Source organism: Tsuneonella aeria (genome assembly GCF_009827495.1).
Lineage (GTDB): Bacteria > Pseudomonadota > Alphaproteobacteria > Sphingomonadales > Sphingomonadaceae > Tsuneonella > Tsuneonella aeria.
On the sequence record NZ_WTZA01000001.1, the window covers coordinates 1,347,985 to 1,361,433 of the forward strand.

The following is a 13,449-nucleotide window of genomic DNA, read 5'->3' on the forward strand; positions in this document are numbered from 1 at the left end:
TCAACCGGGGGCCTTCCTTCATGTCGTTCCGCTTCGCATCCGCCAGCCTGCTGGCCCTTTCCCTCACCGCCTGCGCCACGGTGCCTGCCGAAACGCCCTTGGCACCCGTCGCCCCCGCAGCCGAAGCCGCGCCGGCGGATGTCGCCACCCTGCTTGATGCAGTGGCCATTCCGTACGAGAAATTCACGCTCGACAACGGTCTGACCGTGCTCGTCCACACCGACCGCAAGGCGCCGGTGGTCGGCGTCACGACGTATTACCGCGTGGGGTCCAAGCACGAACCGCGCGGGCGCACCGGCTTTGCCCACCTGTTCGAACACATCATGTTCACCGGCAGCGAGAACGTGGAGAACTTCGACATTCCGCTGGAGGCCGCAGGTTCAACCGGCACCAACGGTTCGACCAGCCCTGACCGGACGAACTACGTCGAAACGGTGCCCACCGGCGCGCTCGACCTGGCGCTGATGATGGAAAGCGACCGCATGGGCCACCTGCTGGGCGCGGTGAACCAGGACAAGCTCGACAAGCAGCGCGGTGTCGTCAAGAACGAGAAGAACCAGGGCGATAACCAGCCCTACGGGCTCGTCCGCTATCTCATCAACGATGGACTGCTGCCCGTCGGCCACCCCTATCGCCATTCCACCATCGGCTCGATGGCCGATCTCGACGCGGCGTCGATCGCGGACGTGCGGGAATGGTTCCGCAACAACTACGGCCCCAACAACGTGGTGCTGGCGCTGACCGGCGATATCGACGTCGAAACCGCGCGTGCCAAGGTCACCCGCTGGTTTGGAGACATTCCCCGCGGGCCCGAAGTGACCCCCGCCGTCGCCGCGCCGGTCAACCTGGCCGCGCCCGTCAGCCGCGATGTCGCCGACCAGGTCCCGCAGACCCGCGTCTATCGCCTGTGGACCGGCCCCGGCATGAAGGACGCCGACGGCACGGCGCTCCAGGTCGGCATGCACGTGCTGGGCGGCCTCGCTTCATCGCGCCTCGACACGGCGCTGGTGCGCGAGGAGCAGCTGGCGGTGAACGTCGCGGCGTATTACGACCAGGAAGAACAGCTCGGCACCGCGGCGGTGAGCATGGATATCCGCCCCGGCGTGGACCGCGCGGTGGCTGAGGCCCGGCTGGACGCGCTGATTGCGGACTACATCGCCAGCGGACCCACCGAGGACGAACTGCGCCGCGCCGCCACGCAGATCGTCAGCGGCCAGATCGACGGGCTGGAACAGGTGGGCGACTTCGGCGGCAAGGGCATGACCCTGGCCGAAGGGGAGCTCTACACCGGCGATCCGGAATTCTACATCAAGCAGCTCCGCTCGCTCGCCTCGGTCCGGCCGGGTGAGGTCAAGGGCGCGATGCAGCGCTGGCTTAGCCGTCCGGTGTACAAGCTTGCCATCGTGCCCGGCCCGCGGACCGAGAAAGGCGCGCTGCTGGGCGGCTGGGGCGACGAAGGCACCGTGCCCGCGCCTGCGCCGGACGCGAAGAAGCCCGCGCCGCCGATCGTTCAGGGCCCACCCCGCGCCATGCCGGAAGTCGGCCCGGTCAAGCCGCTGACCTTCCCCACGGTCGAGCATGCCAGGCTGTCCAACGGCATTCCTGTCACCCTTGCACGCCGCACCGCGATTCCGAAGGTGAGCATGGCGGTTGAGTTCGACGCCGGCATCGCCGCCGACGGGGCCGCCCGCGCCGGCACACAGAGCCTGATGATGGACCTGCTGGACGAAGCGACGACCACCCGCACCGCCCAGCAGATCGCCGAGGAAGAGGAGCGGCTGGGCGCGGACATCGGCACCGGCACCGACCGCGACGCCAGCGTGGTGCGGATGACCGCGCTGACGGCCAATCTCACCCCCTCACTGGCCCTCATGGCCGACGTGATCCGCAACCCCGCCTTCGCTGAAGGCGATGTGACGCGGGTCAAGAACCAGCGGCTCGCGGGTATCCAGCAGGCGCTCGCGTCGCCCCAGGCGCTGGCGGGCCGCGCGCTCGACCCGATCCTCTATGGCGCGGCGCACCCGTATGGCTCCGTCGGCGCGCTGGGCAAGCCCGAGGTGGTCCAGGCGCTGACCCCCGCCGCGCTGCGCACGGAACATGGCAACTGGATCCGCCCCGATGCCGCGCGCATCACCGTGGTGGGCGACGTCACCATGGCCGATCTGCTCCCCCGGCTGGAGGCGGCGCTGGGCAACTGGACCGCGCCCGCCGGCACCGCGCAACCCAAGAACCTTGCCGCACCCGTGCCCGCCCCCACCCCGCGGATCGTCGTCATAGACAGGCCCAATTCGCCCAGTTCCGTCCTCCTGTTCGGCCGGGTGCTGCCGATCACGGGGGCCCAGCAGGGGCTGGAATCGCTCGATCTGGCCAACGAGGTGATCGGCAACGGTTTCCTCTCGCGCCTCAACATGGACCTGCGGGAAACGAAGGGCTGGACCTACGGCATTCGCAGCGGCATCGCCTCCAGCGCGGGGCCGCGCAGCGCGGTGGTCCAGACGATGGTCCAGGCCGACCGCACCGGGGATTCGATCCGCGCGGTGATCGACCAGATGAAGGCCTTTCCCGCAACGCGCGGGGTGGAGCCGGCGGAGCTGCAGCGCGTCACCGAAGGCAACATCGCCAACCTGCCGACCCGCTACCAGACCAACGCCGCCGTGCTGGGCGCGCTGATCAGCAACCAGCGCTTCGGCCGGCCCGACGATTACCAGGCACGCCTGCCCGAAATCTATCGCGCCATCGATGCCGATGCGATCGATGCGGCCGCACGCGAATACCTGCAACCGGACCGCATGGTCGTGATTGTGGTGGGCGACCGCAAGGTGATCGACAGCCAGCTGGCAGGGATCGGCCTGCCGATCGAATACCGTTCGGCCAGCGAGTTCTGACCACGCGCCCAATTGAACCCAGGCCCGTATTGACACCGGTGTCAGCGGGCCCGATTGAATGTTCCATCATTTCCGAAGGAGAGACGATATGAGCGTTGCCGGCAGCTACGATTGCGTGACCAAGACCCCGATGGGCGATCAGAAGAGCGTGTTCACCATCACCGACAACGGCGACGGCACGTTCAGCGGCAAGAACGCCGGCGCGATGGGATCGATGGAGGTCGAAAACGGCAAGATCGATGGCAACACCCTGACCTGGACGATGAACATGACCGTCCCCATGCCGATGAAGCTGGAAGGCAACGCCACCGTCGATGGCGACACCCTGACCGGTTCGGTCAACGCCGGCGCATTCGGCGCGATGGCGATGACGGGCACCCGCCAGTCCTGATATCCTGATGGCGGTATCACCGGAGAGGGCGTCGGAGCGATCTGGCGCCCTTTTCGTTTGCGCGAAATCGATCACGCATGGCCGCCCGTTGCGCGCGACATGCGCCGCTGTCCTCACCCCGCGGGGTGGTAGAAGTCCCAGATCTTCTGCGCCACGCCTTCGCTGATGCCGGGGGTGCGCTTCAGGTCCTCGAGCGCCGCGGCGCGGACTTTGCCGGCGGTGCCGAAGGCCAGCAACAACGCGCGTTTGCGCCCCGGGCCGATGCCGGGAATCTCGTCGAGCGGGCTGGCAGTGATGGCGCGGCTCCGCTTGGCGCGATGGGCGCCGATGGCGAACCGGTGGACCTCGTCGCGCAGGGTCTGGAGGTAGAACAGGAGCGGCGAATTGGTCGGCAGGGTCTTTTGCCGCCCGTCGGGGAAGTGAAACACCTCGCGCCCCTCGCGCCCGTGGTGCGGCCCCTTGGCGATGCCGATCACCGCGACATCCTCGATCCCCAGTTCCTCCAGCGCGTCGCGGACGGAGGACATCTGGCCCTTGCCCCCGTCAATCAGGACCAGGTCCGGCCAGGTGTCGCTGTCGCGGTCCGGGTTCTCCTCCAGCGCGCGGGCGAAGCGGCGGCCGATCACCTCGCGCATCATGGCGAAGTCGTCGTTGGTCTGCGCGCTCCTGATGTTGAACTTGCGGTACTGGCCCTTGCGATACCCTTCGGGCCCGGCGACGATCATCGCGCCCACCGCCTTGGTGCCCTGGATGTGGCTGTTGTCGTAGACCTCGATCCGGTCGGGCGGTTCGGGCAGCTCCAGGAATTCGGCGAGTTCGCGCATGATGCGCGCCTTCGTGCCGCTTTCGGCCAGGCGGCGCTCCAGCGCTTCCACCGCGTTGCGCTGTGCCTGGGCGAGCAGGCGGCGGCGGTCGCCGCGCTGGGGCACGCTGATCTCAACCCGGTGGCCCGCCGCCTCGCACAGTGCCTCCGCCAGAAGCGCGCCTTCTGCCAGCTCGCGGTCCAGCAGGATCGTGCGCGGCGGCGGCACCTCTTCGTAGAACTGGGCGAGCACGCTGGCGAGTACGTCGTCCTCGCTCTCGCCTTCGGTATGACTGGGGAAGAACGCGCGGTGCCCCCAGTTCTGCCCGCCCCGGACGAAGAACGCCTGGATGCCCATCTGTCCGCCCTTGGCCGCGAGCGCGAACACGTCCGCATCGCCCACCCCGGCGGCGTTGATCGCCTGGCTGCCCTGGATCGCGGTGGCGGCGCGCAGCCGGTCGCGCAGCATGGCCGCCCGTTCAAAGTCCAGCGCGGCGGCCGCCTCGGCCATCTGCGCCTCGATCTTCTTCTGTACGGCGGCTGACTTGCCGGAAAGGAACTCCTTCGCCTCGGCCACCAGCTCCCCGTATCCGGCCGCGTCGATACGGCCCACGCAAGGCGCGCTGCACCGCTTGATCTGGTAAAGCAGGCACGGCCGGTCACGCCGGGCGAAAAAGCTGTCCGTGCAGCTCCTGAGCAGGAACAGCTTCTGCAGCGCGTTGATGGTCACGTTGACCGCCCCGGCGCTCGCGAACGGGCCGTAGTAATTCCCCTTCGCCCGCCGCGCGCCGCGGTGCTTGCTGATGCGGGGAAAGGCGTGCTCGGCCCTCAGCAGGATGAAGGGGAAGCTTTTGTCGTCGCGCAGCAGCACGTTGTAGGGCGGGCGGAAGCGCTTGATGAGCTGCGCTTCCAGCAGCAGCGCCTCGGCTTCCGAATTGGTGACGACGATTTCCATGCCGCGCGTCTGGCTGACCATGCGGCGCAGGCGGTTGGAGAGCGCCTTCACCTGCGTGTAGTTCGCCACCCGCGCCTTCAGGCTGCGCGCCTTGCCGACGTAGAGCACATCGCCCCGCGCGTCGAGCATCCGATACACGCCGGGCCGCGGCTTCAGCGTGCGGACGGTTTCGCGGATCGCCGCGCACCCGGCCTCCAGGTCCGGCTGCGCGCCGGCGCCCTTCACGGTGTATGTCGCGCGATCCTCGTGAAAGCGCTCGGCCCCTTGCGGGCTAGTCGGGGTTCCGGCGGGCGTGCGCGACATGGCATTGCAGCTAGGAGTCGCGCGCAGGAAAGTGAAGGCCTAGGGGCGCGCGCATGGAATACGATGCGATCATCCTGGGCGGCGGCGCGGCGGGCCTGATGTGCGCCGCCCGCGCCGGCCAGCGCGGCCGCCGGGTGCTCGTGCTGGAGAAGGCGGCCGAGCCGGGGCGCAAGATCCTGATTTCCGGCGGGGGGCGGTGCAACTTCACCAACCTCGGGACCGCGCCTGATCGCTACCTCTCGGCCAATCCGCACTTCGCGAAGTCCGCGCTCGCCCGCTACACGCCACGCGATTTCCTGGACCTGGTGGAGGCGCACGGGATCGCGTGGCACGAAAAGACGCTCGGCCAGCTGTTCTGCGACGGGTCGGCGCGGCAGATCGTGGCGATGCTGCTGGCCGAATGCGCGAAGGGCGCGGTGGAGGTTCGCTGCGGCGCGGACGTGACCGAGGTCGGTCACACCGACGGACTGTTCCAGGTGGGCGCCGACAGTGCGCCGTCGCTGGTCATCGCCACCGGCGGGCCGTCGATCCCCAGGATGGGCGCGACCGGGTTCGCCTACGACTTGGCCCGGCGGTTCGGATTGAAGGTCGTGGAACCGCGCCCCGCCCTGGTCCCCCTGACACTGGGCGGGGACGATGTCCTGTTCCGCGAGCTTTCCGGCGTCTCAGCCGAGGTGATCGCCAGCGCGGGTAAGGCGAGCTTTCGCGAGGCGGCGCTGTTCACCCACCGCGGGCTGTCCGGCCCGGCGATCCTGCAGGTATCGTCCTACTGGCGGCCGGGCGACCCCGTGCGCATCGATTTCCTGCCCGACCGCGCGACGGGCTGGCTGATCGAAGCCAAGCGGCAGAGCCCCCGCGCTGGCCTGCGCGCCATGCTGCGCGAGGCGCTGCCCGAGCGATTGGCGGCGACGCTTGCCGAACGCCTCGGATGCGAAGGCGATATCGGCAACCTGCCGGACGCGGCCCTGCGCACGGCGGAGGCGCGGCTGGCCGGATGGACTTTCGTGCCAAACGGCAGCGAAGGCTACGCCAAGGCGGAAGTCACCCTGGGCGGCATCGCCACCGCGGAGCTATCGTCCCGCACGATGGAGGCGCGCCGGGTCCCCGGACTCTACGCCATCGGCGAGGCGGTGGACGTGACCGGGTGGCTGGGCGGCTACAACTTCCAGTGGGCCTGGGCGAGCGGGGTGGCGGCGGGGGACGCACTCTGAGCGCCCGCCCCCGCGCGTCAGAACATCTTGCGGAACTCGATTTCCACGAACCGGCCGGTCGGATCGACCAGCGCGGGCTGGTACCGCAGCGGCACGGTCCCGGTGGAATCGGTCACGCGTTGCTGCGCATCGAACAGGTTGTTGACGCGCAGGCCCAGCCGGGTGCCTTTCCAGAACCCCGGGTCGCCGCCGCCGGTCAGCCATTCCTGTTGTTCCAGGTTGGCGAACAGGCGCAGGTTGAAGGTGGCGAGATCGCCGAAGCGCAAGTCGCTCGATCCCGGAAGCCCGCTGCCCCGTACCGTGCTGCCGGACAGGTAATTGGCCGAAAGCCGCGCGCCGAGCCCGTCCTTGAACAGCCCGCCTTCCAGTTCGACCTTGTGACGCGACACGCCGCTGCTGCCCAGCGCATCGCCGTCCAGCAGGTCGAGCGACGGCCCGCCGGGCGCGATCAGCGCCGTGTTGCCGAGTTCGACCGTGTGGTAGAGCGAGAGGTTCCAGCGGCCCTGTCCGTCGCCGCCGCCGCGCCCGCCGAAACCGCCTCCGGCACGCGCGTTGCCGCCGGCGCGTTCTCCGCCACCGCGCGCTGAAGCGCCCTCTTGCGCCGGCGCACCCCCGCCTTGGCCGTCAGCGGCTGGCCGCCCGCCGCGCTGGGCGGCCTGTGCGGGATCGACGGCGCAGAGCCGCGTCCTGAGCTCTGCCAGGCGTGCCCGATCGATCTGGCCGTCAGGGCCGCGCAGGCGATCCGCCACTTCGGGCGGCAGGGCGGCGATATCGGGCTCCTTGCCCTCGACCCCGCAGGCGAGCGCCGTGCGAAGGGCGGCAAAGCGCGCCGGATCGAACGTGCGCGAACCCGTGGCGGCACCATCGGCCGAGCAAAACCGCTGCTTCATCGCCGCGACGCGGGCCGGATCGATCTGCCCGTCAGGCCCTTTCAGACGTTCGAGCATCCGTTCGGGCACGCCGGTGAGGTCCGGCACCTGGCCATCGGGGACGGCGCAGAACCGGGTCCGCAATTCAGCAAAGCGCGCCGGGTCCATCTGCATCCGGCCTTGGCCGCCTGCGGCCTCGGCAGGCGCCGCCGCGTCGCCGGTCGCGGGCCGAGCGGGTGCAGGCGCCGGCGTAGGCGTGGGCGCGGCCGCCGCCATCATCGCCCGGAAACCGCCGCGGCCGCCCTGGCTGCTGCCTTCGGGCGAAGGCTGCCCGACCCGTCCGAACACATTGAAGCCATAGCGGATGCGTGAGGACGACCGCTCCGCGAAGGTCACCGGACGCTGGTCGATGGCGAGCAGCGTCCCGTCGGCGGCGCGCGTCACCCGATCCGGGAACGCAGCCTCGATCGCCGGGGTCAGCAGCGGGAAGCTTTCGGTCGTGTTCTTCGAATTGTTGCTGAAATACTCGACCAGGATATTGGCGCGGTCGAACAGGTCGAGATCGTACGTCGCCGACAGCTTGAAATCGCGCTGCTCCTCCGCGACCAGCGCGGGATTGCCGCCGCTTGTCACGTTGGCAAGCACCGTGCGCCCGGTGGTGAAATCGTAGACCGGCACGTTCACGTCCACGATCTGCGGTCCGCCAAGCTGGCTGAGACCCGGCGCGGCCTCCCGCGCGATGTAGCTCGCCTGCAGGGCGAGCCGTTCGGTCGGCTTCCAGGTGGTGCCCACGTTCCAGTCGGTGAGGGTGCCGAAATCCGACAGCGCGTTGATGCCCGCGCCGAGGTTCAGCGAGATGTCGCCGACCGCGTCCAGGAATCCTTCGCGGGTGCTGGTCACGGGCACCCTGACATTCACCCCGGCATTGAGATCGCCGCGCGTCAGCCGCGTGGTTCCGGCGACGCCCCGGGTGTCCTGGCTCTCGATGCGGGTCCAGTCGTAGCCGGCATCCAGGGTCACGCCCAGTTCCCCAGCCGGCAACAGCAGCGGATTGCCCGACAGCGTGTTCTTCTGCGTGGCCGACCATACGCGGCTGAGCGCCCGGTCCGTTCCCGCCGCGGCCAGCGCTGGCAGGGGCCCGTCGACGGGCAGTGTCCCCGCCGCTGCGGCCGCCACCAGCGCGTCGGTATCGCGCCGCCGGTCTACCCGGCTGTCGGTATCCGTGCGGCTGGCATCCAGGGTCGATGACAGGCGCCAGTCGCCGAGCTGCGTGTTGTAGGCGCTGCCAAGTGAATACGTGTCGGTCGCCGTGCGCCGGGTGATCGGGTCGGCATCGATCGTCCGCAGCGCCTGCGCGCCCGTCGGCGATGTCAGCACCACGGTGTCCAGCCCCGACAGCGAATCGCGCACGGTGCGGCTGACTTCGCCGTTGATGGTGAACTGCCCGCCCGATCCCATCTCGCCGATACCGGTGGTCATGGTGCCGTTGGCCGAAATCGTCTCGCTGCGGGCGACCAGCGTGCGGAAATCCGCCGGATCGGGATCGCCGGCCACGGTCGGATCGCTGCCGATCGCCTGCACCACGTCGCGCTCGCCTTCCGTCAGGCGGCCGGTGCGGTTGTATTCGATCGTGCCGTTGATGCGGCGCGGGCCGCTGATCGTGAGAATGCCGAGCTCCGCCTCCGCCGTGGTGTAGCCGCCGCGCGAGGGCATGCCGGCGTCGACCTCGATCTCCCGGGACGCGAAGGTATCCTTCAGGATGAAGTTGATCACGCGGGCGTCGGCCGGGAAGCCGAATTGCAGCGCGACTTCTTCCGGCAGCACTTCCACCTTGCGAATCGCCTCGGGCGGGAAGCGGCTGAATTCGCGGAAGCCGGACACCCGCTGGCCGTTGACCAGGAACACCGGGCGGCCGCCGCGCCCGCGGCCCGATCCGGTTTGCGGGGCGAGCTGCGCCACGAGGTCCGCGATGGACGTCGCGCCATAGGCGGCGACTTCGGCTTCGTTCAGCTCCAGGATCGGCGGACTGTCGGTCTCCACCTGACCTGGCACGCGGGTGGCGGTGACGACGATCTCGCCGGCATCCTCCGCCTCGTCCGGCACGGCCGGATCGGCCTGCGCCGTAGCCGGCGTGTCCTGCGCATGGACGGGAGTGGCGAGCGCGAGGGCCAGCAGCGAAACGGGGTAAAGCGGGCGCAAGTTCGTTCGATCCTTCAATTGTTCGATGGGCGCACGGTCGATCCGCATATGACGATCGACGCGATTGGCCATTGCTTCAGGCTTGAGGCCAAACCATCCCGCGGCGCAACCCGCGGTCGGGTAACCTTTTGTCGCGCATTTCTTTCCGGCTGTTCAGGTTGGGTCGCCAGCGGGCGCTTCCCTTTTGTACTCCGCGCGTCTATGGGGCGCCACCGATCGACCAACCCCACACAAGGTACCGACCAACCGCATGGCCAAAGAAGAACTCCTCGAGATGCGCGGGCGCGTGGTCGAACTGCTGCCCAACGCGATGTTCCGGGTGGAGCTCGAAAACGGCCATGAAATCCTCGGCCACACCGCCGGCAAGATGCGCAAGAACCGCATTCGCGTGCTGACGGGGGACGAGGTGCTGGTGGAACTGACGCCTTACGACCTGACCAAGGGGCGCATCACGTATCGCTTCATGCCTGGGCGCGGCGGCCCGGGCCCGCAATAAGCCGGCCGGGCAACGGTGCCCGCCTTACCTCCCGATACCGTGCCCGCGCTCGTCCTGGCATCGGCCAGCCCGCGCCGGCGCGAGCTTATCGCGCGGCTCGGCATCGTGCCCGCGCGCGTGACCGCAGCCGACATCGACGAGACCGCACTGAAGGGCGAGCTTCCCCGCGATTACGCCATGCGCATGGCGCGCGAAAAGGCGGCGGCCGCGGCCGATCCGCCGGCTTTCGTGCTGGCGGGCGACACCGTCGTGGCGGTGGGACGGCGCATTCTGCCCAAGGCGGAGGACGAGGAAACCGCGCGCCGCTGCCTCGCGCTGATATCCGGACGCCGGCACAGGGTGCTGTCCGCAATCGCCCTGCGCGCGCCCGACGGCACGGTGCGCGAGCGGTTGAGCGAAACGCAAGTGCGCTTCAAACGCCTGTCGGAGGAGGAAATCGCCGCATATGTCGCGGGCGGTGAATGGCACGGCAAGGCGGGGGGATATGCCATCCAGGGCGCCGCCGAAGGGCTGATTGCATGGATCGCGGGCAGCCATTCGGGCGTGGTCGGCCTGCCGCTGCACGAAACGCGTGCGCTGCTGAAAGCCGCCGGCTTCGCCATCCCGTGAACCGGCCCGCATGACCTGGCTGGTCGAACAGGGCATCGGGGAAGAACGCGCCCTGCGTTACGAAAACGGGCAGGCCGTCGCCGCGCGCCTGCGGTGGCCGGGCGCGCTGGAGGCAGGCATGGTCGCCGAGGCCGTGCTTACCGAACGGATCGGAGGCACGCCGCGCGGCCGCGCCCGGTTCGCTGACGGGGAGGAAGCGCTCGTCGATCGCCTGCCGAAGGACGCGAGCGAGGGCGCCGCGATTCGCCTCGAAGTGACGCGCGCCGCCGTTGCCGAACGCGGGCGCGGCAAACCGGCGCAGGCCCGGCCAAGCGACGCACCCACTTGCCCGGCGCCGGGGCTCCCCCAAGCGCTGGAGAGCGCCGCCGTGGTGCGCCGCTTTCCCGATCGCGCCTGGGACGATATCTGGTCTGACGCATGGGAGGCCGCCGTCGCATTTCCCGGCGGCACGCTCCACCTCGCGCCGACCGCCGCGATGACGCTGATCGATGTGGACGGCGCCCTCCCCGCGCGCGCGCTGGCTCTCGCCGCGGTGGAACCGGCAGCGCAGGCCATGCGGCGCTTCGATCTCGGCGGATCGATCGGCATCGATTTCCCCACCTTGCAGGCGAAGGCGGATCGCCAGGCGGTCGATGCCGCACTCAGCGAAGCGCTGGCGGGATGGCCGCACGAGAGTACGGCGATGAACGGCTTCGGCTTCGTGCAGATCGTCGCGCGCAGCACCGGGCCTTCGCTGCTTCACCGGCTGGCGTTCGACCGCACGGGCGCGGCGGCGCGCCACCTGCTGCGGCGGGCGGAGATGCTGGACGGGGCCGGGGCCATCCTCCTGACGGCGGCGCCGCCGGTAATCGCGGCGATCCGCCCCGAATGGCTGTCGGAGCTGGAGCGCCGGACGGGCCGCGCCGTGCGCTCGCTGGCCGATCCGGCGCTTGCGATCGGCGGCGGCCACGCCCAGATCGTGCCTCGATGACCACGCCTGCTGCCCGCCCCTGCCCGATCTGCCGCCAGCCGCGCAGTGCGGAGCACGCACCCTTCTGTTCGACCCGCTGCAAGGACCGCGATCTGGTCCGCTGGTTTTCGGATAGCTATTCCGTTCCGGGCCGTCCGGCCGATCCGGACGAACTCGACCGCGCAGGCGGCTGAGCGCACGCCCTCCTGCCGATACGCCGCTTTGGCCCCTTGCCAAGCGCCGCGCCCTTGGCCATAGGGCCGCCTCGCCAACCGCGGGCCGCCACTGCCGCCCGCGTGCGTTGCCTGCCCCGGTAGCTCAGTTGGTAGAGCATGCGATTGAAAATCGCAGTGTCGGTGGTTCGAATCCGCCCCGGGGCACCACCTCATCGACGGCTTGCTGCGGCCCGCCCGAGATAGAAGGCACTACCGCCCCCGCACCCTCACAGCCCCGCGACCAGGCCCAGGGCGGCCGCCACTGCCAGCGTGAACAGGATCCCGCGCTTCAGGACAAAGATCATCGTGAACGCGGCCACCGCGATGAGCCCGGCGGCAAGGTCGAAGCTGGCCCAGTCGGGGACCTGCAGATGTACCGGACCATAGTCCGCGAGCCGGAAACGTCCGAACAGCACGTGGAGCGCGAACCACAGCGCGAGGTTGGCGATGACCCCCACCACGCACGCGGTCACCCCGGCGAGCGCGCCCTTCATGGCCGGCGCGCGCTGCAGGCGCATCATCCACGGCGCCAGCGCGAAGATCCACATGAAGCAGGGGGCAAACGTGACCCACGTCGTGAGCACCGCCCCTAACACGCCAGCCACGACGGGGCTGAAGGGATCGGGCGCGCGAAAAGCGCCCATGTAGCCGACGAACTGGGTCACCAGGATCAAGGGACCGGGCGTGGTCTCCGCCAGACCCAGCCCGTCCGCCATCTCGCCGGCGCCGAGCCAGCCGTAACCGCTGACGGCTTCCTGTGCCATGTAGGCAAGAACTGCGTACGCGCCGCCGAACGTCACCACGGCCAGCTTCGAGAAGAACACGCCGATCTGCCAGAGGACGTGATCCGGCCCCAGGGCGAGCCGGATCGTCACCAGGGGCGCGGCCCAGATCGCTGACCAGGCGACCAGTGCGACAAGCGTCGCGCGCCAGGGTCGATTCCCGCTCGGCGTCGCCTGATCGGTGGGCTTGAAGGCCAGCCAACCGGGGCGCCGCGCGCCGGCGGCCGCGCCGATCGCCAGGGCCGCAAGCACGACCACGGGAAACGGTGCCGCGAACAGGAACAAGGCCAGGAACGCGGCGATGGCCAGGGCGATCTGGAACGGGGTGTGGAGCGCGCGGCTGGCGATCCGGATCAGCGCCTGGGCAACGATCGCCAGCACCGCCGCCTTGATGCCCAGGAAGATCGCCTGGAACCATTCCATGCCGGTCGCGAAGCCGTAGAGTATGGACAGCGCGAGCATGACCAGCGCGCCCGGCAGGACGAACAGCCCGCCGGCCACGAGCCCGCCCTTCCAGCCGTGCAGCTTCCAGCCGATCCAGGTGGCAAGTTGTTGCGCCTCCGGCCCCGGCAGCAGGTTGCACAGGTTGAGCGCCTGGAGGAACTGCTCCTCGTCGACCCAGCCGCGTTCGTCGACCATCTCGCGGTGCATCAGGGCGATCTGGCCGGCCGGGCCGCCGAAGCTGACCAGACCGATTTTCGCCGCCGTGCGGGAAAATTCGGCAAAGGGCGGTGGGACGACATGGTCAGATGGCACGGCGCGCATTCCTCCACGCCCGTCGAT

At 69.6% G+C, this 13,449-nt stretch carries 10 protein-coding genes and 1 tRNA gene; 8 read left to right on the plus strand and 3 right to left on the minus strand.

Annotated elements, in window-relative coordinates:
* The first annotated feature begins 20 nt into the window (after positions 1-20).
* Both GRI40_RS06705 and GRI40_RS06710 read left to right on the plus strand, forming a co-directional pair.
* A complete protein-coding gene (locus GRI40_RS06705; RefSeq protein ID WP_160610618.1) occupies positions 21-2,885 on the plus strand; it encodes a M16 family metallopeptidase in 2,865 nt (954 codons plus the stop codon).
* 88 nt (positions 2,886-2,973) lie between these two features.
* Complete coding sequence (locus tag GRI40_RS06710; RefSeq protein ID WP_160610619.1) at positions 2,974-3,276, plus strand: hypothetical protein; 303 nt, start codon at positions 2,974-2,976, stop codon at positions 3,274-3,276.
* A 113-nt stretch (positions 3,277-3,389) separates the two neighbouring features.
* Here GRI40_RS06710 and uvrC read toward each other — a convergent pair whose 3' ends face one another.
* Positions 3,390-5,336, minus strand: coding sequence for an excinuclease ABC subunit UvrC (gene uvrC, locus GRI40_RS06715; protein WP_160610620.1), 1,947 nt, complete (start codon positions 5,334-5,336; stop codon positions 3,390-3,392).
* A 53-nt stretch (positions 5,337-5,389) separates the two neighbouring features.
* On the opposite strand from uvrC, the gene GRI40_RS06720 reads away from it, so the two are divergent.
* Complete coding sequence (locus GRI40_RS06720) at positions 5,390-6,547, plus strand: BaiN/RdsA family NAD(P)/FAD-dependent oxidoreductase (RefSeq protein WP_160610621.1); 1,158 nt, start codon at positions 5,390-5,392, stop codon at positions 6,545-6,547.
* Between the two features lie 17 nt (positions 6,548-6,564).
* Here the strand turns inward: GRI40_RS06720 and GRI40_RS06725 are convergent, their stop codons facing one another.
* Positions 6,565-9,687, minus strand: a complete 3,123-nt coding sequence (locus GRI40_RS06725) for a TonB-dependent receptor (RefSeq protein WP_160610622.1) — start codon at positions 9,685-9,687, stop codon at positions 6,565-6,567.
* 178 nt (positions 9,688-9,865) lie between these two features.
* On the opposite strand from GRI40_RS06725, the gene infA reads away from it, so the two are divergent.
* The 5 genes from infA to GRI40_RS06750 all read left to right on the plus strand — a co-directional run bounded on the left by infA (position 9,866) and on the right by GRI40_RS06750 (position 12,052).
* The gene (gene infA / locus GRI40_RS06730) at positions 9,866-10,111 is read left to right on the plus strand and encodes a translation initiation factor IF-1 (protein ID WP_067681512.1); all 246 of its coding nucleotides are present in this window, start codon (positions 9,866-9,868) and stop codon (positions 10,109-10,111) included.
* 39 nt (positions 10,112-10,150) lie between these two features.
* Positions 10,151-10,720: a Maf family protein gene (locus GRI40_RS06735; protein ID WP_337190513.1), complete on the plus strand. Its 570-nt coding sequence runs from the start codon at positions 10,151-10,153 to the stop codon at positions 10,718-10,720.
* A 10-nt stretch (positions 10,721-10,730) separates the two neighbouring features.
* On the plus strand, positions 10,731-11,690 hold the full coding sequence (locus GRI40_RS06740) for a ribonuclease E/G family protein (protein WP_160610623.1): 960 nt from the start codon (positions 10,731-10,733) through the stop codon (positions 11,688-11,690).
* Complete coding sequence (yacG, locus tag GRI40_RS06745) at positions 11,687-11,863, plus strand: DNA gyrase inhibitor YacG (protein ID WP_160610624.1); 177 nt, start codon at positions 11,687-11,689, stop codon at positions 11,861-11,863. Before GRI40_RS06740 ends, yacG begins: the two co-directional genes overlap by 4 nt.
* 113 nt (positions 11,864-11,976) lie before the next feature.
* A tRNA-Phe gene (locus GRI40_RS06750) sits at positions 11,977-12,052 on the plus strand.
* A 59-nt stretch (positions 12,053-12,111) separates the two neighbouring features.
* On the opposite strand, the gene chrA is transcribed toward GRI40_RS06750, so the two are convergent.
* Positions 12,112-13,431 carry a chromate efflux transporter gene (gene chrA, locus GRI40_RS06755; RefSeq protein ID WP_160610625.1) on the minus strand — a complete coding sequence of 440 codons (1,320 nt, stop codon included), beginning with the start codon at positions 13,429-13,431 and terminating at the stop codon, positions 12,112-12,114.
* Positions 13,432-13,449: the final 18 nt, after the last annotated feature.

Coding starts and splice junctions, on each gene's coding strand:
- GRI40_RS06705 (WP_160610618.1), top strand. CDS start 21: ATGTCGTTCCGCTTCGCATCCGCCAGCCTGCTGGCCCTTTCCCTCACC.
- GRI40_RS06710 (WP_160610619.1), top strand. CDS start 2,974: ATGAGCGTTGCCGGCAGCTACGATTGCGTGACCAAGACCCCGATGGGC.
- uvrC (WP_160610620.1), bottom strand. CDS start 5,336: ATGTCGCGCACGCCCGCCGGAACCCCGACTAGCCCGCAAGGGGCCGAG.
- GRI40_RS06720 (WP_160610621.1), top strand. CDS start 5,390: ATGGAATACGATGCGATCATCCTGGGCGGCGGCGCGGCGGGCCTGATG.
- GRI40_RS06725 (WP_160610622.1), bottom strand. CDS start 9,687: ATGGCCAATCGCGTCGATCGTCATATGCGGATCGACCGTGCGCCCATC.
- infA (WP_067681512.1), top strand. CDS start 9,866: ATGGCCAAAGAAGAACTCCTCGAGATGCGCGGGCGCGTGGTCGAACTG.
- GRI40_RS06740 (WP_160610623.1), top strand. CDS start 10,731: ATGACCTGGCTGGTCGAACAGGGCATCGGGGAAGAACGCGCCCTGCGT.
- yacG (WP_160610624.1), top strand. CDS start 11,687: ATGACCACGCCTGCTGCCCGCCCCTGCCCGATCTGCCGCCAGCCGCGC.
- chrA (WP_160610625.1), bottom strand. CDS start 13,431: ATGCGCGCCGTGCCATCTGACCATGTCGTCCCACCGCCCTTTGCCGAA.